This window comes from Kerstersia sp. (assembly GCF_052103615.1).
In the GTDB taxonomy this organism is placed as follows: domain Bacteria; phylum Pseudomonadota; class Gammaproteobacteria; order Burkholderiales; family Burkholderiaceae_B; genus Kerstersia.
In genome coordinates this window covers 1-21347 of sequence record NZ_JBQEKA010000052.1, presented here as the reverse complement: position 1 = coordinate 21347, position 21347 = coordinate 1, and the positions used below count along the sequence as shown (strand labels likewise).

The following is a 21347-nucleotide window of genomic DNA, read 5'->3' as shown; positions in this document are numbered from 1 at the left end:
AAATCAGCGTGTAGCGGTAGGGGTCGGCACGATAGGCCAGCGGCCCGACTTCCGCGCTACCCTCAGCCTGTTGCGCACCGCTCCAGTCGCCGCCAGCTTCGCAAACGGAAGCACCAGATGTGGCCCAGGAAAGCGTCACTTTGCTTCCCTCTTCCACCTTGGCGCTCTGGCCGCCGGCGGCCTCAAAGCGGGTAATGGCCGCGGCAGGCAACGCAACGTCAAAGGCAAAAATCGTACCGAAACCGGAGCTGCTGTTGTCCGCGGCGCTGTAGGTATCCGACGCCGTGCCGCCAAACTCGGTCACGCCCACAATGGTCTGCTTGCCATTGGCTTTGGTCGCCAGGGCCAGGCCGCTAGGCGCGCTGCCCATGGCCACCGCATCGAAGGCATGAATCTGCGCGAATTCAACATCGTTCAGATTTTCCGCCTTTGGATTCGCAATACGGAACAGCGTGCCCTGGCCATTCTTTTCGCTGGTGGCATCCTTGCCGCCGCGGAACGTCGTCCCGTACACATTACCGTCCGCCGCATACACCAGCGGCCCCAGCGGCAAAGCGCCGCCATTGGCTGCCGTCAGGGCGCCTGCGGTATCGAAGCGGTACACGATTTCCAGGCAACTGCTGGCTGCCGTGCTGATGCAATCCTTGCGCATCCGCCAGATACGGCCATCCTGCTTATCGTTGGGATTGCCTACCCGCGTGGCCGCTGTCGTCGTGCCATACAGCCACTCGCCCACTTCCACCAGCGCTGGCGCGCGGTAGGACAGCGTCTTGGCGGCACCGTCGCGGCGGCCCGCAAAGGTGTGCAGCAATTCGATAGGGCTGCTGCCATCGGTCTTGAACTCGGCTGCCTTGATCCGGTAAATCGTCCCTACCGGAATGTCCCCCGGCACCGTCTGCGCATCACCGCTCTTGCCATCGTAGGCGGCATCTTCCGTGACGCCATACAGCGCCTGGTCGGACTCACTCCAGAGCAAGGCCACCGTATTGTTGCCCTTGAGGTATTTATCCACCAGTGAGACGCCAGGCAGGACTTGCTTGCTGACCACGTGCTCCGCCCGGCCAAAATCCGCCAGCAGTTCAAAGCCGCCATCCGCCAGACGGCGCCATACCTGGGGATTGGCGCTGCCAGTGCGGGCGCTAAGGAAGATCGCGCCATCCGTTCCTGCCGCCATGGCGGGCAGCATGGCGGAGATCTTCAATGGGCTGCCATCCGGCGCAGCGGGCGTCAAGGCAACGGCTTCCTGTCCCGGCGCCATCTGGAATGCGACGGTTCCCGTGCTGCCAAACAGCTTGCCGCTGCTGCCCTGGCCCACGCTGATCAGCGGCCCGGCGATGGTCGCGACCGCATCGCCCGGCTGCCTGACGGTATAGCCCTGCCCATCGGCAGCGACACTGAACCAGCGGCTATCCTTGAAGAAACTGGATCCTGCCGTCATGCCATGCAACTTGCCATCAGGGCCCAGCGTAGGCGTCGTCCGCATCCAGCGGCCCGGCTTGTCGCCAGGATCCGCTGCGCCCCCGACCCCGACGCCGCTGAAAACGACGATAGCGTGCGGCTGGATCGCCTGCTCCTGGGCGGAAACGCCCAGGGCGATCAGAAGCCCGGCTGCGCCGCCGGCCAAGCGCGCGGTCTGGCGCGCTGAAATGCGATAGCTCATGTCCTCTCCTCGAGACGGATCACATAGAAAGTTTGAATTCAGTGTGTCTGGCGCTGACGGCGCCAGGCCCATGCCGCGGGCAATAGCGCCAACAGGCCCAGCGGCATGCCGCCCGCGCCGCCATTGCCATATTCCACGGTGTTGCCGTCATCCACATTGGCGGAGGTATCGACGTACAGCACTGCCGTCGCCGACACTTCCGTCAGCTTGACGCTGTCGGTGCAGCTCAGACGGTAGCGATAGGTGCCTGCGGCTTTTTCCAGGTCTATGCTGCCCTGCGCCTCCACCGGCCCGCTCCAGCTGCCGTCCGAAGACGAAGCCTGGCAATCCTGGGCCTGGAAGCTGGTCCAGGTCAGTTCCGCCTTCTGGCCCACGGCCACCTGCCCGGGCGCCGCCACCAGCGTCACGGCGCCGGAAGGCGTGTCGCCCTTCAAGTCCACAGTGAAGACCGCCCCTTTGTCGTCCGCCAGAAACTTGATGCCATTGCTGGACATATAGCCCTGACCGCCCAAGCCGGTTACGCCATACAGGCGGCCATCCCCTGCCGCTTTAACACCCAGGGGGTGATAGCCTTCCACGTTGTGCTTGAAGGAGTGCAGCAATTCAAAAGGCCCGGCTTCCGTGCCGATACGCGCCGGCACAATGCGGTACAGCACGCCATTGCTGACCGCCTGCCCGCTTTGCTGCAATGACACATAGTTTTCCGCCCCGGCTTCCAGGCAACGCTGGCGCAGCGAACTCAGGCCAAAGTCGTCGCAAGTCGGCTGGCGGTCCAGGCGCAACTGCCCGTCAGCGGCATACGAGAAACTCCAGTGGCGGTTGGCGCCGCCGCTGGCGGTCGTGCCATAGATAGCGCCATCCTGCCCAACCGCCAGACTGCCGCGCGGCGTGCTGCCGTCCGCGCCGCTGAAACGGTGCAGCAATTCAAAGGCGCTGCCATCCTTGCGGACACGGTAAATGGCGCCATGCGGCAGCGGGCCGTCATAGTAGGGATAGCTCAGCTTGCCGTACTGTCGCGTCCCGTTATGCGCGCGGCCGCACAATGGCGCGGCGGCATTGACGACGGTGTAGGTGCCGGCAGGAATCAGCGCAGGCGAATACAGCTGGCACTGCGACACGGATGTCGTGCCGTAGAGCCATCCATCCGGCCCTTCCACGAGCGATGACAAGCCAACACTGGTTTCGTCATAGCTACTGAAAACCTGTTTGCCAAACAGCGATTGTGTCGGCTGGCGCGACGGATATTCCCGGTGGCTATGGCTGGTGACATTGTCCTCGACATTGATTTCACCCTCAGCCAGCGTGAACGTATGCAGCACCGTAAAAGAAGCAGGCTGTGCCGGGTCGATGCGGTACAAGGAACCGACAGGCGTCTCCGGCGCCGTCAGCGTGCCTGCGTCGAACGGCATGCCGCGGTCATAGCCTGTAATGCCATACAGCAGGCCATCGCTGCCCAGCGTCAGGTCGTTGGCCACCTGGCGCCGGCCATCCGGACCCGCGCTGAATTCGTGCACCACGCCAAAACTGCCGTCGGCCTTCACGGTAAAGATGCGTCCCTGGCCTTTGGGGCCTTTATCCACGCCATAGAGGTTGCCCGCGGCATCCATGACCAGCGCGCCGTTGGGCGTATAGAGCTGTCCAACCGTGGACGCAACAGCGCGCAGATGCGTGCCGTCATAATCGGCCTGAAACACAATGCCTTTGCCCACGCCTTTGCTGAAATTCAGCACATAGCCGGTCGTCACATTACCGTCGGCATCGAGCAGATCCGGCTGATCGGCATACGCCTCGCCTTTCACGCTGGTCATGACGCCATACAGACTCATGCCATCCGGCGCGCGCACCGGCGTGCCGGGAATCAGGCCATACAGCCGCTCGGCCTCCATCTCCAGCCGTTCATACAGGCCGGGGGACGGCTGCAGCCAGTACAAACCCGGCGCAGTGAACATGGTTTCCCGGATTTCCCCGCTGAGAGCGCGCAACGGGCCCATGCCCTTGAAGCCCCCGAACAGATAACTGCGTTTGCGTACCGGGTCCAGGCTCAATACCGGCGGAGCGGACGGATAGGCCACGGCCGGCCAGCCCTTGGGATTCTCGCCAGTGGTCGTATTCTCGCCCGACGAATGAAACGACGTCAGATGCGTCACGCTCACGGGCGGGTTGGCATTGCCATGCGCCGCGCCGGCCACGGCCAACAGGGGCAGGAGAACAGCACTCAGTAGGGAAAGTCGCGGCATCAGATCGGTCTCGCGGGAAAAAGAAGGGAATGAACGTTTCATGACGGCTGGGCATACGGCGCGCAAACCGCGCATGAATGACGCGCGCACGGCCAGAGGCGTTACCGTATGCTTAACCAGGCGCATGAGCGGCGCTCAGAAGCGCACGGCAAGCGTGCCGCTGACCGTCCGGCCAGGCGCAAGGAAATAGGAACCGCCGCTCATCTCGGAGTAATTGCGGTCGGTGAGGTTATCCACGGCCAGCCGCAGCGTCAGCGCCTTGCTGAATTCATAGCTGGCCCACAAATCCACCAACTGCGCATTGGCCACATTGGCAACGCTGATTTCCTGAAACTGATCGGACAGCTGATAGCGCTGCGGCGAACGCCAGCGCACCCGGCCGCCCAGTGTCAGGCGGCGCTCGAACAGGCGCGTGCCCAGCGTCAGCGCGGCCATCTTGCGTGGCGGCAGCATGTAGCCGATGTTGCCGTCGCCAGGCTTGCCCAGCGTCGTACTGCTTTCGCCCACCAGGCTGCCCAGCGGGAACGGGTTGTAGCCGCCATCGCCGGGGTACACCAGCATATGCGTGTAGGAAACACCGGCAAACACCACGCCAGCGTCGTAATCGGCCTGCAGCTCCAGGCCGCGCGAGCGGAACGGATCATCCAGATTGACATAGGCGCGGGGCGCGAAAGTCCCCTCACCGGACTGGCCGTCCGGCGACTTCACCACGGCCATGGCCATGTAATTGCGCACCTTGTTTTCAAACCAGGCCGCCTTCATCTTGAAGCTGTCATTCGGCGCAATCAGGTCATGCAGAATCAGGTTGCTGCCCAACTCCCAATTCGTCGCGCGCTCTTCCAGCAGGCCCGGATTCGGGTAATACAGCATCATATTGCCCGGGTGGGCGCCGCCGATCAGCGTTTCGGTAATCGCGGGCGGACGCATGCCCTTACCGAAGCTGGCGAAGAATTGCAGCGGCTCCCAAGGCTTGAGCGCGGCCGAAACACGCGGCGAAACCGCACTGGCATGCCGGTTCACATCAAAGGCGGTCCAGACATACGTGGTGCCCGGACGCACCCCAGGCTGGTTGGCAATGGCCCCGGTCATGATTTTGCCGTTGCCTTCCAGGCCGTACCAGTCATACCGCAGCCCGGCCGTCAGCTCCAGCCATTCCTGATACGACAGGGTGGCTTCGCTGAACAGGCTGGCCACCGTGCGCTTGCCTTCCGGCGTGCTGCCCGTGAACCAGACCGAGTTGTAGTTCTGCTGGCCGGTCAGCGAGGTGTCGCTGCTTTGCGCCTGCGGGTCGGTCCAGTCATGGAAGAACTCGCTGCCCAAGCGCCATGACAGCGCATACTGCCCCAGCTCGTAGCGCGCCCGGTTTTCCAGGGAACCGCCTACCGTGCTGGTCTGGTAGCGCACCTGATACGGGCCATAACCGAGTTGCTCGCTGCCTTCGCGCTGCTCCGAATTCCGGGTACGGGTGTAATACAGCGCGGCATCCAGGTCGATATGCGGGCTGTCTGGCGTCCAGCGGTAATTGGCGATCAGCGTATCGCGCCGCACCTGGCTATTCGCATTGCTTTCGCGGCTGAGGTCGCGGCGGGAATCGAAGCCCAGATAACTCAGTTTCAGATGGTGGTCCGGCGTGATCTGCCAGCCCAGTTTTGCCAGGCCCGACCAGTATTCCTGGGACAGGATATAGCCAGACCAGATCAGGTTGGAATAGGCGTCGTCCGCCAGGCCGCCATGCTTGCCCGGTTCAAAACTGCCCAGCTTGCGGCGGCTGACCGCCGCGATCAGATCCACATCTTCGCCCAGCCGCGCCGCCACTGCCGCGCTACCGGAAAAATGAAAGGCATTGCTGCCCGCAGTCGTGGTGATCTGGCCGCCATAGTTTTCATCTGGCGCCATCAGGTCACTGGCTTCCAGCGTGCGGAAGTTGACCACGCCGCCGATGACGGCCGCGCCGCCGGTGGTGGAGCTGGGGCCTTTGGAAATATCCACGCCCGCCAATAATTCCGGGTCGATATAGGCTGAACCGTTGCTGCCATGGCCGCTTTGCTGATAATTCTGGCGGGCGCCGTCGATCATGACGTTGACGCGTCCAAAATCCTGCATGCCACGGATATTGACCGACAGCCCGCCGCCTTGCCGTGACCCGACCGAATACACCCCCGGCACATCCGCCAGCACATCACCGATGCTGCGGGCCGGAATCCGGTCCATCTGCTCACGCGTGACCACAGCCACCGACCCCGGCGTTTCATAAACCGCCGCCGCGCGGTCCAGCTCGGCCGTCACCAGCACCGGCGCCAGCGCCGATACGCCCGCTTCCCGCGCGACTGGCACGCGTTGCAGGCGGTAGCCCCCCTGGGGCGCCGCCACGGCTTCCAGCCCGCTGCCGGCCAGCAGTGTTTCCAGCGCGGCCCGTTCACCGAAACTGCCGTTCAGGCCCTGGCTTTGCAGGCCCGCCGTCAAGGCCGGATCTATCGCCACAAGAACGCCGCTATCGCGCCCGAAGCGCCCCAGCACCTGGTCCAGCGTCCCGGCTTCAATGTTGTAACGCCGCAGTTCATGACGGCTATCCGCCGTTTCCTGCGCGTGCGCCGCCGTCTGCCCAAGCAGGCTTGCTGCCGGCATCAAGGCTGCCCACAGGGCTGCCCGCGCCAGCACCGGTGGCAATATTTTCTGCGCCATACCCGCGTATTCCCAAAATGTGTCGCAATCTGGCAGCCAGACATGGCCGCTTCTGTTCTGCTTGATGCGCGAAAGAGGAAAACCTGCCGGTTATTTACACAGAGTTACAAACAAGAATGAATCCTGACTGCAATCTCAGTCAGGAGATCGGCGCCGGCCGCAGAACGCCATGGGCCGTCCCGGCCCAGTCATACAGGCTGTGTTTGCCGCTGATATCCGGCGGCTGCCGCTGCAAGGCCAGCCCGGAAAAACGCCAGCCCAGGCGCCAGGCCAGGAGACAGGCCAGGAGACAGGAATTGGCAAGGCCTGCTCCCTGCAACCGCTGGCCCGGACGGCTGCGCTCAGGCAGCGGCCAGCGTGACCCAATAAGGCGTAATGCGGCGCACCGATATCGGCAGGACTGCCGTGACGGCTGCCAGCACCGCATCCGTATCGGCGAGCGGAAACGCGCCGGATATCTGCAAGGCCGCGACCGCCGGATCACAGCGCAGCACCCCATGGCGGTAGCGGCTCAGTTCGTCCACAAACGCCCCCAGCGGCATACGCTCCACCACCAGCATGCCTCGTTCCCAGGAATCGCAGATATCTTCCAGGCGGCGCTTGGCCACCCAGCCTGCCTTGCCGCTAGCGCCCTGTTCGCCAGCTTGCACCAGCTGCTGCCCGGGCAATTGGCGATGACGCAATTCCACCGCCCCTTCCCGCACCGCGACACGCACATCGGCCGCGCTGAAACGACGTACGGCAAAACGTGTGCCCAAGGGCCGGATGGCCATATCGCCGGCATTGACCAGCATGGGCCTGGCCTGGGCATCGCTGGCGGTTTCCAGCAGCAGCTCGCCCCGCAGCAGTTGCAAAACGCGCTGCTGCGCATTGAAGTCTATGGCAACCGCGCTATCCGTATTGAGCACCAGCTGGCTGCCATCCGGCAGCAAAATGCGTTCGCGACCGCCCACGCCGGTGCTGTAATCCGCCATCAGCGTCGTGACGCCCAGGTCCAGGTGCCGCACTGCGGCCCAGGACAACACACCGGCGCCAGCCGTGCCCAGCATCAGCTTGACCGCCTTGCGCCGCCCGCTCACCCGAGCGCCGCTGGCCAGCACGCGGCGGGCCAGCGGCGCGGGCGTCCCGGCGGTGCCGCGCTGCACATCGCCGCACAGCCCGGCGAGCCGCTGCCAGGCCAGTTCATGGTCATCGTGCTGGGCACGCCAGCGCCTACAGGCTTCGCGCTCACGCTCGCCGGCCGTGCCGGACTGCATCAGCATGACCCAGTGAATCGCCTGATCCAGCACGGCATCCGGCACAGCAGCCGGTATCTCATGGCGCTCGTCATGCGCGTCGAATAATTTGCGCTCAGCCATAGACAGCCATATAGCAATGCCGCAATGCCTGCGACATGGCTTTCTGCACCACATTGATGCTCAGCCCCATATCGGCTGCGATCTGCGGGTAACTCAGGCCATCCAGCTGGGACAACAGAAAGATGGCGCGCGTGCGCTCGGGCAAACCATCCAGAACGCGGCCCACTTGCGCCAGTGCCTCCAGCACCAGCGCCTGTTCTTCCACGGACGGCGCGCAGACTTCCGACTGCGCAGCCAGGGCTTCCATATAAGCCTGTTCCAGCGCCTGACGGCGGAAATACTGCGCTGCCAGGCGGCTGGCCACGGTCCTGAGATAAGCGCGCGGTTCTTTGATTTGCTGCAGGGCCGGCGCTGGCCCGCGCAACATCCGCTCGAAGGTGTCCTGCGCCAGATCCGCCGCATTGTCCACATTCCCTCCCAGCTTGCGCCTCAGCAAGGTCACCAGCCATTGATGGTGGTCACGGTACAAAGACTGCAGGGAAAGATCGGGCGTGGGCACGGCAAGCTCCTGGCGCGCAGGCCAAAAGAATGGAAATCAGTCTCAATTATATGTTGAAGATTATCCCAGACGCCGCGGCTGCCCCGGCGCATGGCCGCGAGCAGGCAAAAAAAACGGCCCATCACTCAGGACGGGCCGCTTGAATCCTGCGCGGGCTGGCCGCAGGAAACTTAGATCGTCACACCGTAACGCGCGCGATATGCCAGCACATCGGCACGATAAGCTTCCATTTCACCGCGTTCAGCCAATACCGACAGAATATCTTCCAAAGAAGCGATGCTGATGACCGGCAGGCCATAGCGCTGTTGCACTTCTTCCACGGCGGAGTACGGCGCCAGGGCATCGTCGCTGCCGGCGCGCTCCATGCGGTCCATGGCAATCAGTACCGCGCCCGGCTCGGCGCCGGCGTCCCGGATCATGGCAACGGACTCGCGCACAGAGGTTCCTGCCGTAATGACATCATCAATAATCACGACTTTGCCTGCCAGCGGCGCGCCAACCAGCACCCCGCCCTCCCCGTGGTCTTTGGCTTCCTTGCGGTTATAGGCAAACGGCACGTCCAGATCGCTGCCGCGGCCCGCCGCGCGGCTGGCCAGTGCCACCGACGTTGCCGTTGCCAGCGGAATCCCCTTATAGGCCGGGCCGAACAGCATGTCGTACTGCAAACCGGCGGTTTCCAGCGCTTGCGCATAGAAGTCGGCCAGACGACCCACACTGCGGCCGGTATTGAACAGACCCGCATTGAAGAAGTATGGGCTGACCCGTCCCGATTTCGTGACAAAGCTGCCAAAGCGCAGAACCCCCTCTTCCAGGGCGAAACGGACGAAATCAGTGCGGAATGTCGTGCTCATGATAGAAAAACCGGCGATAGGCGATGAAAACAGCAATTATCCCTTATTTACCCATCATGCTGGCGCTGCCTGCCCAAGATGCGCAGGATCTCCGGCCCTGGTTTTCCGCCAGCCCGCGGCACACCCAGGCAAGAACATCGGTTAAATTGCCTATCCAGACCTCATGCCCGCCCAGGCAAGCGCCCCGCCATGCAAACGGCAGCGGCGCCAGCCAGGCCTCAGGAAGCCGGCCATGCCTCTGCGGCAGAACCTGCCGCACTGCCGGTTTCCTCTCTTTATCGCTAAAAAGGATACCGGCTTGCTACGCATCACTTCGCTCAACCTGAACGGCATACGCTCCGCTTTCCGCAAAGGCCTGCCCGACTGGCTTGCCCAGCACAGCGCCGATATCGTCTGTCTGCAGGAAATCAAAGCGCAGGAAACCGATATTACCGACGAGCTGCGCAACCCCTCGGGTTATACCGGCCACTTCCATGCGGCCGAGAAAAAAGGATATAGCGGCGTTGGCCTGTATCTGGCGCGTCCCGCCGAACAGGTCGTGGCAGGCATGGAATGCCCCGAGTTCGATCGCGAAGGCCGCATCATCCGCGCCGATTGGCCGGGCTTCAGTGTCATCAGCGCCTATTTGCCTTCCGGCTCCAGCGGCGACGAGCGGCAACAGGCCAAGTACCGCTTCCTGGATCATTTCGATGCATGGCTGGATGCCCTCATGCACGAAAACCGTGCGGATGGCCGTGAGTTCATTATTTGCGGCGACTGGAATATCGCCCACCATGAGATCGACCTGAAGAACTGGAAGGGTAACCGCAAGAACTCCGGCTTCCTGCCCGAAGAACGCGAATGGATGACACAAGTCATTGATAAAAAAGGGTTCGTTGATGTCTATCGGCACTTGCATCCCGAGACAACAGACGAGTGCTATACCTGGTGGAGTAATAGGGGACAGGCTTGGGCGAAAAACGTAGGCTGGCGTATTGATTACCAGATTGCGACGCCCGGTATCGCCGCCAGCGCCCGTTCCGCATCCATTTACAAGGACGAACGCTTCTCCGACCATGCTCCTTTGACCATAGACTACGAGTTTTCATTGACCTGACAGGCATGATTCCTCCTGTTTGCCCGAGCTGGCCTGCGGTACAGCCCGGGGCTTGCGAAAAAGGCGGCAAATTTGCCGCCTTTTTTCATTTTCTGCGCCCGACTGCCCTGCCCTGATTCGACCCGCCCGCTGGAAAAACTCCTACAGGCTATCGCAAGCCTTTGTTTATGATGAACTATTCCGCTATATTCAAGAGGTCTTGCAACTGGCACCCGTCTTAAGCGCAAGACTGTCCCTATTTTTATTTCAAATACTTATTTCCATTCAATCTGTCCCCATTTAATTTTCTCGTAAGTCCTTCACGCAAAAGGAATTTTTGGTAATAGAATGCGTCTCTCGCACCGTTTTGCATCATTTGGCGCACCAGATTGTTGCGCCTACCCATGAGGGAGCCCGTATTTTGAAGACCTTGAAGAGCCTGGACGATTTTCTGGCACAAGTCGCCCGTCGCGATCCGCACCAGCCGGAATTCCTGCAAGCCGTGCAAGAAGTAACCTCCAGTCTCTGGCCCTTCCTGCAAGCCAACCCCCGCTACGCCGAGCAAGGCCTGCTGGAACGCCTGGTCGAACCCGAGCGCGCCATCCAGTTCCGCATTTCCTGGACCGATGACAAGGGCGCCGTGCATGTGAACCGCGGTTTCCGTATCCAGCACAGTTCGGCCATCGGCCCCTTCAAGGGCGGCATGCGCTTTCACCCCTCGGTGAACCTGTCCATCCTGAAGTTCCTGGCCTTCGAGCAAACCTTCAAAAACGCGCTGACAACGCTGCCCATGGGCGGCGCCAAGGGCGGTTCCGACTTCGACCCCAAGGGCCGCTCGGATGCGGAAATCATGCGTTTCTGCCAGGCTCTGGTCATTGAACTGTTCCGCCATATCGGCCCCGACACCGACGTGCCGGCTGGCGATATCGGCGTGGGCGCCCGCGAAGTCGGCTATATGGCCGGCATGATGAAAAAGCTGTCCAACCAGAATGGCGCCGTCTTCACCGGCAAGGGGCTGAGCTTCGGCGGCAGCCTGATCCGTCCGGAAGCCACCGGCTACGGCACGGTGTATTTTGCCCAGCATATGCTGCAATCCCAGGGCAAATCCTTCGACGGCCTGCGTGTCGCGGTCTCCGGTTCGGGCAACGTTGCCCAATATGCCGTGGAAAAAGCCATGCAACTGGGCGCCAAGGTGCTGACGGTCTCCGATTCCCAAGGCTTTGTTTTCGATGCGGAAGGCTTCACGCCGGAAAAACTGCAAGCCCTGATGCACATCAAAAATGCGGAGCGCCAGCCCTTGAAGGTCTATGCCGAACGCTTCGGCCTGCCCTTCCATGATGGCCAGCGCCCTTGGGGGGTTGCGGTCGATGTGGCGCTGCCATGCGCCACGCAAAATGAACTGGAAATCGAAGACGCCCGCACGCTCATCAAAAACGGCGTCAGCTGCGTGGCCGAAGGCGCCAACATGCCATCCACGCTGGAAGCGGCCCACGCCTTCATTGAGGCCGGTGTGCTGTATGCGCCGGGCAAGGCCAGCAACGCTGGCGGCGTTGCCGTCTCGGGCCTGGAAATGAGCCAGAACGCCATGCGCTTGTCCTGGACCCGCGATGAAGTCGATACGCGCCTGCAAGCCATCATGAATGACATCCACGCCAACTGCGTGCGTTATGGCACCAGCGACACCACCGGCAAGGTCAACTACCTGGATGGCGCCAATATCGCCGGCTTCGTCAAGGTTGCCGACGCCATGCTGCAGCAAGGCCTGTATTGAGCCGGATGAGCAAAATGCGCCAGACGGAGGCACTTCCGGCTGGCGCAAGCCTGGCGGCCCCGTTGCCGCCCCCGACGCCCGCAAGGGCGTTTTTTTATTGGCAATGCCGGTTTACTGGCAGCCTTCTGCCCGCTTCTGCGGCATTGTTTCCCAGGGCTTGATACACGTCAAAACGTCAACCGTGACGCCACGGCATGATATTGTCCAGACCATGTATTCCGCTTGGCCCTATGCCGGAGACAAATGCCATGCCCCATGCCGACGCTGCTTCACAGCGCACCATCCTTCTGACTACCGACCTTAGCGCGCGCTGTGACCGTGCGCTGGATCGCGCCGTTCAGCTTGCCCGCGCCCGCCAGGCGCGTCTGGTCGCCCTGCATGTCATCGAACCGTCACTGACCGCGCAGCTGATTACGCCATCCTGGCGCAAACTCGCGCCGGATCACCGCAGCCTTGCCGAACGCCGCCTGCTCGATGACCTGTCGGAAAGCGGTGTGGACATCGAAGTGCGCGTGGAGCAAGGCAAGGCGCTGGACGTCATTCTCCAGGTCGCCGAAGAAACCCAGGCCGAACTGGTCGTGGCCGGCGTGGCCCGTGACGAAACCCTGGGCCGCCTGCTGCTGGGCACCACAGTGGAAAAACTGGTGCGCCACATTCCGGTGCCGGTATTGGTCGTCAAAGAACGGCCGCGCTACCCGTACCGCAACGTGCTGATCGCCACCGATTTCTCGGAAGGCTCACGCCATGCCGTCGATGCCGTCGTCAGTCTGCTGCCCGGCACGCCATTCAAGCTCTATCACGCCCTGGAACTGCCATCCGCCACTGGCGTGCTGCAAACCCAGACCCTCATCAACGGCTTCCGCCAGGCCGCCAAACAGACGGGCGAAGAGTTCCTGGATGACACCGCCGGTCTGCAAGACGGGGCGCGGCCGGAAATCCTGATAGAAATCGGCGATGCCGTCTCGCTGCTATCCGAATATGCCTACAAAAACCATGTCGATCTGGTCGCGGTTGGCACCCATGGCCTGACCGGCATCCTGCGCACGGCCATCGGCAGCATCGCGGCCAGCTTGCTGGAAAACCTGTCCTGCGACGTGCTGGTCGTCCGCCAGCCGCACGAAGCCGACGAAGAAATCTAACCCGCCCCGGCGCAAAAACAGCCGCTGGTTTCCTGGAAACCAGCGGCTGTTTTTTTGTCTTGGACCTGCTCCCAGCCTATGGTGTGCGGCCTGACACCAATCTGATGAGGCAGCGGCGGCACCGCAGCCGTATAGCGGCAGCCTCATGTGTCACAGCCTGAAGAGCACCGCCAGCACTTGTACTCGCGGCGTGCGCCATTACTGCGCCATTACTGCCCCGTTACTGCCTCGTTACTGCGCCGCGCTGGCGTCCATGCGCTCGATTTCCCGCTTGCGGCGCCAGAGCAGCCAGAGGCCCGGTACGGCAATCACGACTGAGACCAGAAAGAAACCGGCCCAGCCTAGCCAGGCGACCAGCGGCGGCGTCAAGGGGCCGGCGATGTAGGTGCGGCCAATGGCGGCCAGTGCGGATAGCAGCGCGAACTGCGTCGCGGAGTAGCGCGCATCGCAAACCGCCAGCAGCAAGGCGACAAAAGCCGCCGTGCCCAGACCGCTGCAAATATTTTCGAATGCCACGATGGGCACCATCAGCGTCAGTTCGCCGGGGTACCAGGCGATGAAGGCATAGCCAAGGTTGGAAGCACCCTGCAGCGCGCCGAACAGCAACAGCGCCCGGTACAGGCGCAGCCGTTCCAGCAAGGCGCCGCCCACCACTGCGCCGACGACGGTCGCGGCGATGCCCAGCACGTTGTTGACCCAGCCCACCGTCTCGGCGTCAAACTGCCCATGCCGGATCAGGAAGGTGTTCGACAGCGCCGATGCAAAAGCATCACCCAGCTTGTAGATCACAATGAAGAGCACCATTTCCCAGGCGCCCGCGCGCCCGAAGAACTCGCGGAAAGGTTCCAGGATAGCGGCGCGCAAGGAGACTGGCGCCTGCACCTCGCGCGCGGGTTCCACCGCCAGCAAGGTCACGGCGGAAAACGCCGCCATCACCACGCCCATCAGGATATAGACGTTATTCCAGCCCAGCCATTTTTCGGCGGCAACGACTGCCAGCCCGCCCGAAACGACTTTCGCCAGCCGGTAGCCCAGCACCGACAAGGCCACGCCTGCGCCACGCTCATAAGGCTGCAGCAGATCGGCGCGATAGGCATCGAACGCTATATCCTGCGTCGCGGAGAAAAAGGCCACCATCACGGCCAGCAAGGCCAGCGTCCCCAGCGATTCACCCGGAGACAACAGCCCCATGCCAATCAGAGACAGCGCCAGCAGCCACTGCATTACGAACATCCAGCCCCGGCGGCGCCCCAGCCCCGGCGGCGCATAACGGTCCACCAGCGGCGACCACAGGAACTTCAGGGTGTAGGCCGCGCCCGCCAAAGTCAGCAAACCGATTTCCTGCAGTGACACGCCCGCGACGGTAAGCCATACCTGCAAGGTATTGCCGGTCAACTCCAGCGGCAGGCCGCTGGCCATGCCGAGCAGGAACAGGGGAGCGACACGGCGGCTGGTGAACAGGCTGGCGATACGAATGGGAATCTCCTGGCGCCGGCCGCTGCACGCCTCAGGCGCCGGCCGAACTGAAACGATAGACCGCCAGCGTGCTGCGCCAGCTCGACAGCCAGCGTACTTCGCGATTGTGGTCAAAGGTGGCGCGTTCAAGAATATGCAGGCCGCATTGGCGCGCCAGATCCTCAAAATCGCTCAGGGTGCAAAGATGGATATTGGGAGTGTTGTACCACTGATAAGGCATTTCACCCGTCACGGGCATACGGCCGCGCAGAATGGACCAGCCATGCGGCCAATAGCCGAAGTTGGGAAAGGACACCACGCCATAGCGCGCCACACGCGCCATTTCCTTGAGGATATGCTCGGTGTTATGCATGGCCTGCAAGGTTTTGGACAGCACCACCGTATCAAAGGCCTGGTCATCGAACAAGGCCAGCCCGTCTTCCAGGTTTTGCTGGATCACATCCACGCCACGCCGGGCGCAGGCAATCACGCATTGATCGCTCAACTCCACGCCCCGCCCGCGCACCTGGCGGCGGTCGCGCAACTCTGCCAGCAGAGTGCCATCCCCGCAGCCCAGGTCCAGCACCCGGCTACCCGGTTCAATCCAGCTGGCGATACGCGCCAGATCAGGACGCAGCGCCGTGCCGCCGCGCACGATCATGCCATTGACACCGACAATCTCACTCATGCCTGCTCTCCTGCCTGCGCCTGGCGTTGCCCCAGGCCGCACGCCTGCGCCACTCTGTCGAAATACGCGGACACCAGCGCGTGATAGCGCGAGTCCGTCAACAAGAAGGCATCGTGACCATGCGGCGCATTGATTTCCCCGTACGTCACGGAGCGGTCATTCTGCAGCAAGGCGCCGACCATTTCACGCGAGCGCTCCGGCGGGAAGCGCCAGTCGGTCGTGAACGACACCAGCAGAAAATCTGCCGTGGCTGGCGCCAGCGCACGCGCCAGATCGCCGCCCGTGCGGCGCGCCGGATCAAAATAATCCAGCGCACGGGTAATCAGCAAATAGGTATTGGCGTCGAAAGTGCGCGAGAATTTCTCGCCCTGATAGCGCAGGTAGGACTCCACCTCGAATTCCACATCGTAGCCATAGTGGTAATCGCCATTGGCGGCGGGCTCGCGTTGCACCCGGCCGAATTTCTCGGCCATGTCGTCATCCGACAGATAGGTAATATGCCCCACCATGCGCGCGACTGACAGGCCTCGGGCCGGCACCGTGCCATGGGCATAGTAGTCGCCGCCATGGAAATCCGGATCGGTGATGATGGAGCGCCGCGCAACCTCATTGAAGCCGATGTTCTGCGCCGACAAACGAGGCGTGCTGGCGATGACCACGCAGTGGGCCACCCGTTCCGGGCAGGTAATCGCCCAGCTGAGCGCCTGCATGCCCCCCAGCGAACCGCCCATGACAGCGGCAAAGCGTTCAATGCCGAGATAATCCGCCACCCGCGCCTGGGCATGCACCCAGTCTTCGACCGTCACCACCGGGAAGGCCGCGCCCCAAGGCTTGCCAGTCGCGGGATTGGTGCTGGCCGGCCCGGTAGAGCCGAAGCAGGAACCCAGATTATTGATGCCAATGACAAAGAAGCGGTTGGTATCCACCGGCTTGCCCGGGCCAACCATATTGTCCCACCAGCCGATATCTTTGGGATTGTCGGCATTAATGCCCGCCACATGGTGCGAGGCGTTCAGCGCATGGCAGATGAGGACGGCATTGGAACGGTCGGCATTGAGTTCGCCATAGGTTTCGATGGCCAGCTCATAGCTGGGCAACACCTGGCCGCTGACCAATTGCAGGGGCTCGTCGAAAGCGATTTTCTGTGCCCGGACCACGCCGACAGAACCCGCAGGCACCGCAGAGGGCTGCAATGCAGGCTGAACCACGCACGACCCGAGGCCGGCGACGTTTGAGGATACGGAAGAAGGAGTCACATGGACCTCTTTAGCGGGATTTATCGGGCGCCCGCAAGCAGATCAAGCAAATCGGCGCCATGAAGATGAAAGAAGATTCTAGCACTTCCCCCGCCCCCCAGCCGTAGAAACCCTGATATGGCCACGGGTCCCGGCCTACCCGGCGGCACGTGAGGCTGGCCCGCGGACCGGCATCACCGCCCCCCGGCGACCGGACAGGTGCCCTCACGGCAACGGGCGGGAAGCATGCTTCCCGCCCGGTTCCACTGCCGTTACGCCCTCATTGAGGCTGCCATTGACTCCGTCGTGACATCACGGCTTGTCGCAGTTCACGCTGTTCGCGGCGCGCGTGCCATAGTCGAACGTAAACGCCGGCTTTTCCTTGACCCCAAAGGACCAGTGCAAATCCTTGCCCTTCAGCTCGACCGTGACCGAGCAGCGCGCGGGCGCCTCCGTGACTTGCCACACCAGCTGGAACTCGACGGTTTCCCCCTTGCGTATGACCTGCCCGTCTTCCAGGCCGACAAACTTGACCTTCTCCTTCCCCTCGGCATCCAGCGCCTTGAGATTGGTAATGGTGTAATCGCTGCCGCCCGCCGTCAGGCGGTAGGTATGCAGCACGAAATCACCCCGGAAGGTATCCAGCCCAAAAGCGCTGGGCATGCTGTCCTGAATATTGGCCGGGAACCACAGTTGGACCGGGTTGTGCGTGGCATCAATATGGAAGGGGCGGCGCACCACCAGGTCATTGCCGGTAAAGACATGCTGAAGATAGATATCTTCCAGCAGCAGCGAGGGGTAGTCTTCACGCGTCGCAGCCTGAACGCTGAACTTGAACGGCCCGACTGTTTCGGCGCCATCCGTCACATGCAGCGTCAAGTCATACGTCCCCGTCTTGGACGGCGCAAACGACAGATCGCGGCAATTCATCCATTCGCGTGCGGACAACTGGCGGTCCAGCCAAACCTGTACCGATTCAACAAAGGGGTTGAAACTTCCCGAGGTCAGGCAATACTGCGTCCGCAACCCCAGATTATGCTTGTCGTACCCCGCCGGCGCCTGCGCCAGGCTCCACATGTAACTCAGCGTATCTCCGTCCGGGTCATACGCATTGGGGGTGAACTCGAAGCCCTGGTAATAATTGAACGGCCCAGGCAGGGTCAGGAAAGACAAGCCAGTACGGGCAGGCTCGATCAGCAAGGGCTGTTCCCGGTCATACGGCTTATTCTGGTACGGGCGCACTTCGGGCGGGTAATTCTGCGCCTTGGCATTGATCTGCAGAATCGTGTCGCCGATGCTGGATGCGCCATTGCTATCCGTCACTACCAGCTTCACCCGGTAAGGGCCGGGCTTATCTGTCGTGAAAGACGCCAGCATTTTGTCCGCATTTTCCAAAGCGGCAAGACTGCCGTCGGGCCTATCGACCAGCGTCCACCGGTAGCTCAGGCGGTTGGAGTCAGGGTCGCTGCTTCCGGCGCCGGTCACCACGACCTTGGTCCCGACCATGACGTTAGACGACCCGGCTGTGACTGCTGCCTGGGCAATCGGCGTGCGATTGGCGCCATCCAACACCTTGAACACGCCCGTCACGGGTTCAGACCACACGCCTGCATCACTTTGCACCCGCAGCTGGAACTTATAGTGCTCCGGCCCCGTCCCGGCGTACTCACGCGGCGTGAAATAGGACGTCCGGCCCTGCGTCAATTCGAGTTTGGCCGCCCCCGGCGCCGGCTCTTCCAGCAGCGTCCACTCAAACTTCAAGCCGAAACTATTACCGTCCAGATCGTAGGAAGCCTTGCCATACAGTTCCGTCCGCTTGCCTTTCTCGATCTCGAAGGTGTTTTGATTGTAGTGATGCAGGAATAAGGCCGTCGGTTGGCGCGGCGGCGCATCCGCCGGGCGTTCGATGGCTATCGTATATTCGGTATAGGCCGACTGCACACCGTCGAAAGTCAGCAAGGTCACGACATAGCGCCCGGCAGCCCGCGGGATGAAGCTCATTTCCTGGCTGGCCGCGCCTTCCATCTCAGGAACAGGCCAATACTCCCCTGAGTTATTCATGCTCCAGCGGTACTGCAAGGCTCCGCCCCGGTTCCCCGGTGTGCTGTCCCTCGCGCTCAAGGTGATTTTTTGATCGCGCACATGCGGCACGGCGGACACAGGCGTGATGACGGCCTTGGGCAGCACGGCTGGCGGCAGAATATTCAGCGTCAGCACGGCAGGCGCCAGACTCACCTTGTCTTCGTAGCTAACGAGCAGCGATACCTCGTATTTGCCCGGCGCATCGACAGTAAAGCGCGGCTGTGCCTGATTCCGTTCATCCTCAGCCAGCTCGCGCAGCTTGCTGGCCGGAGGCACTGCGGTCAGGCTCCAAGCATAGCGCAGCTTGTTCGCGTCCCCGCCGGAAGGCGGCTGGCTCCTGCGGCCATCCAGTTGCACCTGCCCCAGCGGCATGTCCCGTTCCAAACGATCCACCACCGCGACCGGATAGTCGCTCTTTACCTGGAAACTGATCTGCTGCGACGCAAACCCCTTGCCGTTATCTACCGTCAGGCCCAGGGTATAGTCGCCCGCCAAGCCCGGCTCGAAGTACGTCTGGCCCGCCGTCGCATCGGCAACGCTGGCCTTGCCCGGCTGCTGAATGACACGCCAGGCGTAGGACAGCTTCCCGCTAGGCGTGCGGCTGCCCGTGGCATCCAGCACGATACGGTCGGCCGCGCCCAGCGTTTCGCCTCCCGTCAATTGCCGGGTGCCGACTGTCGCCTTGAGCACGGCTGTCGGACGCTCCGCGACACTGCCGTTACCACCCCCGTCTTCCCCTGATCCGCCGCTATCGCTGCCGCCGCCGCAGGCGGCCAGTAGCGCGGCAACCCCCAGCCCCGCAATCAGTTTTCGCATTAAGTCTTTCATGACTCATCCCCTATATGTTGGCCGCACGCCCCAGCGGGCAGCCTCGGCCTTCCGGCCAAATGTCGTCGCTGCCGGCGCCAGCGCCGGCGTGTGTGGAATCAGAATTGCAAGGTAGCGCCCAGCCTGGCCGTCCGGCCTGGGGCCGGTACCGGCCCCAGGCCCAGCGCATCCAGGTAATAGCGGTCCGTCAGGTTGTCGATGTTGAAATCCACACTGACGTGATCGTTCACCCGGTAAGACGCAAACAGATCGAACACCCTGTACTTGTGCCACGGCACTGGCCGGGCAAAAGCGCTGTCAACGCCCTGGTTATCGAACTCGGGCAAATGATTGCGCTCGCCCATGAAAGTGCCCCGCATGCCCAGCGTCAGGCGCCGGTCGAACAGGCGCAGCCCCAGCGTTGCATTGCCGTGCCAGTTGGGCGGAATCATGTTGTTGATATAGCTGGCGGCAATGCCGAAGTCCGTGCATCGCTCGCGGCGGTAGCTGCCGCTATGGCAGGTCTCGATCCGGTTGTAGCGGGTGGCGCCAGCCTCGGCAAAGAAAAGCCCCGCGTCATAGGAGCCAGACACTTCAAAACCATGAAAACGGGCGCTTTCGATATTGCGCATGCGGAAGCTGTTCAGTGTCTCTTCCGAGGCATTGGCAATGGTCCGCGTCAAATAGTCCGTGGTGTTATTCCGGAAATAGGAAAACTTGAGGCGCAAGGCATCATCACTGCCGAACAGACCATCACGGACGAAGCTCAGCCCGATCTCGCGGTTGCGCGCATGTTCCGGCTTCAGGTTGCTGCCCACCACGGTATTGAAAGAAAAACCGCCAGTACTTTCAAACAGGCTAGGCATGCGCAACGCTTCAGCATAGCGGCCGTAAATCTGCCAGTCTGGCAAAAACTCCCAGCTCAGGCTGACGATAGGCGCGGAACCGCTATGCCGCACCTTGCCCACCATCACTTGCTCGCAGGTCGTAATCGAACTGGAACCATCGTTTTCGATATGCCAATCCTGTTCGCACTGCATGGCGCTGTTGTGATCCTGGGCGGAGTAACGGACATACCGCACGCCTGCATCCAGCGTCACGCTGGGCACGGGCTGATACTTCAGGGCGAAAAAGCCGCTGTATTCATCACGTTCCCCGCTGCGGCCATTATTGACGCTGCTGGAAACAGGGTCGCTATTGCCTACCCGCTCTTTTTGCAGGGAAACACCGTAGCGCAGCTCCGTTTCCCCGAGAAACTCGAAACGCGTGGTGTTGCTGAGGTCTGCGCCAGTGCGCCGGTAGCGCTCCTCGTTGTTAGCCGCGAACGATTGCCAGACATTATTGCTGCCGGCAGCGTCGCCATAGTTGCGATTCTGGCTGCGGGTACTGGTATGCCACAGATTGGCCGCGACATCGAAAAACTGATTATCAGCCGGGCGCCAGCGGTAGCGGCTGGTATAGGTATTGGCCGTCACTTCGCTGTTATCCGTCTGGGCGATATAGCCAAACCACATCAATTGCGATGGCATCAGCTCGCCATACACGCTGTGGTAACGCATCCAGCTCAGTTCCAGATCCTGATCGGCAGGCAGGTTGATTTGCGCCTTCAGCAGCGACGATTTGCTCTCATAGTTGCTGTTAACCACCAGCTCGCCAGCCCGAAAGCGTGACGCGCCCTCCATCTCGGGGTACACGCTGGTCCATAGATTGAACTGTCCGGGCGCGGTATTCGAGACATCGACCGTCGGCGACGGGCCATGCTTGCCAGCAAAATAATTGCCCTGGCGGCGAGTCGCGTAGGCCGCGAC

14 protein-coding genes and 1 riboswitch are annotated in these 21347 nt (G+C 62.1%); of the genes, 3 read left to right on the top strand and 11 right to left on the bottom strand.

The window, feature by feature from the left end; translation table 11 throughout:
- The 6 genes from ACTJGZ_RS11235 to pyrE form a co-directional block, all read right to left on the bottom strand.
- A partial coding sequence (locus tag ACTJGZ_RS11235; RefSeq protein WP_441663009.1) for a hypothetical protein occupies nt 1-1660 on the bottom strand: 1660 nt, incomplete at its 3' end.
- A gap of 38 nt (nt 1661-1698) precedes the next feature.
- Entirely contained in the window at nt 1699-3939 is a 2241-nt protein-coding gene (locus tag ACTJGZ_RS11230) for a choice-of-anchor tandem repeat GloVer-containing protein (RefSeq protein WP_441663008.1), read from the bottom strand.
- A gap of 93 nt (nt 3940-4032) precedes the next feature.
- Complete coding sequence (locus ACTJGZ_RS11225; protein WP_441663007.1) at nt 4033-6579, bottom strand: TonB-dependent hemoglobin/transferrin/lactoferrin family receptor; 2547 nt, start codon at nt 6577-6579, stop codon at nt 4033-4035.
- A gap of 341 nt (nt 6580-6920) precedes the next feature.
- A complete protein-coding gene (locus ACTJGZ_RS11220; protein ID WP_441663006.1) occupies nt 6921-7937 on the bottom strand; it encodes a FecR domain-containing protein in 1017 nt (338 codons plus the stop codon).
- The gene (locus ACTJGZ_RS11215) at nt 7930-8436 is read right to left on the bottom strand and encodes a sigma-70 family RNA polymerase sigma factor (protein WP_441663005.1); all 507 of its coding nucleotides are present in this window, start codon (nt 8434-8436) and stop codon (nt 7930-7932) included. Before ACTJGZ_RS11215 ends, ACTJGZ_RS11220 begins: the two co-directional genes overlap by 8 nt.
- Before the next feature lie 170 nt (nt 8437-8606).
- On the bottom strand, nt 8607-9287 hold the full coding sequence (gene pyrE, locus ACTJGZ_RS11210) for an orotate phosphoribosyltransferase (protein ID WP_441663004.1): 681 nt from the start codon (nt 9285-9287) through the stop codon (nt 8607-8609).
- A 298-nt stretch (nt 9288-9585) separates the two neighbouring features.
- On the opposite strand from pyrE, the gene ACTJGZ_RS11205 reads away from it, so the two are divergent.
- The 3 genes from ACTJGZ_RS11205 to ACTJGZ_RS11195 all read left to right on the top strand — a co-directional run bounded on the left by ACTJGZ_RS11205 (nt 9586) and on the right by ACTJGZ_RS11195 (nt 13272).
- Nucleotides 9586-10383, top strand: coding sequence for an exodeoxyribonuclease III (locus ACTJGZ_RS11205; protein ID WP_441663003.1), 798 nt, complete (start codon nt 9586-9588; stop codon nt 10381-10383).
- 400 nt (nt 10384-10783) lie between these two features.
- Complete coding sequence (gene gdhA / locus ACTJGZ_RS11200; protein WP_441663002.1) at nt 10784-12133, top strand: NADP-specific glutamate dehydrogenase; 1350 nt, start codon at nt 10784-10786, stop codon at nt 12131-12133.
- Nucleotides 12134-12381: 248 nt separating this feature from the next.
- Nucleotides 12382-13272, top strand: coding sequence for a universal stress protein (locus ACTJGZ_RS11195; RefSeq protein ID WP_441663001.1), 891 nt, complete (start codon nt 12382-12384; stop codon nt 13270-13272).
- A 231-nt stretch (nt 13273-13503) separates the two neighbouring features.
- Here the strand turns inward: ACTJGZ_RS11195 and ACTJGZ_RS11190 are convergent, their stop codons facing one another.
- The 5 genes from ACTJGZ_RS11190 to ACTJGZ_RS11170 all read right to left on the bottom strand — a co-directional run.
- A complete protein-coding gene (locus ACTJGZ_RS11190; protein ID WP_441663000.1) occupies nt 13504-14862 on the bottom strand; it encodes an AmpG family muropeptide MFS transporter in 1359 nt (452 codons plus the stop codon).
- Complete coding sequence (gene metW, locus ACTJGZ_RS11185; protein WP_441662999.1) at nt 14780-15415, bottom strand: methionine biosynthesis protein MetW; 636 nt, start codon at nt 15413-15415, stop codon at nt 14780-14782. Before metW ends, ACTJGZ_RS11190 begins: the two co-directional genes overlap by 83 nt.
- Complete coding sequence (gene metX / locus ACTJGZ_RS11180; RefSeq protein ID WP_441663010.1) at nt 15412-16623, bottom strand: homoserine O-succinyltransferase MetX; 1212 nt, start codon at nt 16621-16623, stop codon at nt 15412-15414. The genes metW and metX overlap by 4 nt, the downstream gene beginning before the upstream one ends.
- Before the next feature lie 37 nt (nt 16624-16660).
- A riboswitch (SAM riboswitch) is annotated at nt 16661-16739 on the bottom strand.
- A 223-nt stretch (nt 16740-16962) separates the two neighbouring features.
- Nucleotides 16963-19548 carry a PKD domain-containing protein gene (locus ACTJGZ_RS11175; protein WP_441662998.1) on the bottom strand — a complete coding sequence of 862 codons (2586 nt, stop codon included), beginning with the start codon at nt 19546-19548 and terminating at the stop codon, nt 16963-16965.
- Between the two features lie 110 nt (nt 19549-19658).
- The coding region (locus tag ACTJGZ_RS11170; RefSeq protein WP_441662997.1) for a TonB-dependent receptor domain-containing protein at nt 19659-21347 on the bottom strand (1689 nt) is incomplete at its 5' end.

What these genes read in the sequence shown, in the direction of transcription:
- ACTJGZ_RS11230 (WP_441663008.1), bottom strand. Translation starts at nt 3,939, where the DNA reads ATGAAACGTTCATTCCCTTCTTTTTCCCGCGAGACCGATCTGATGCCG.
- ACTJGZ_RS11225 (WP_441663007.1), bottom strand. Translation starts at nt 6,579, where the DNA reads ATGGCGCAGAAAATATTGCCACCGGTGCTGGCGCGGGCAGCCCTGTGG.
- ACTJGZ_RS11220 (WP_441663006.1), bottom strand. Translation starts at nt 7,937, where the DNA reads ATGGCTGAGCGCAAATTATTCGACGCGCATGACGAGCGCCATGAGATA.
- pyrE (WP_441663004.1), bottom strand. Translation starts at nt 9,287, where the DNA reads ATGAGCACGACATTCCGCACTGATTTCGTCCGTTTCGCCCTGGAAGAG.
- ACTJGZ_RS11195 (WP_441663001.1), top strand. Translation starts at nt 12,382, where the DNA reads ATGCCCCATGCCGACGCTGCTTCACAGCGCACCATCCTTCTGACTACC.
- metW (WP_441662999.1), bottom strand. Translation starts at nt 15,415, where the DNA reads ATGAGTGAGATTGTCGGTGTCAATGGCATGATCGTGCGCGGCGGCACG.
- ACTJGZ_RS11175 (WP_441662998.1), bottom strand. Translation starts at nt 19,548, where the DNA reads ATGCGAAAACTGATTGCGGGGCTGGGGGTTGCCGCGCTACTGGCCGCC.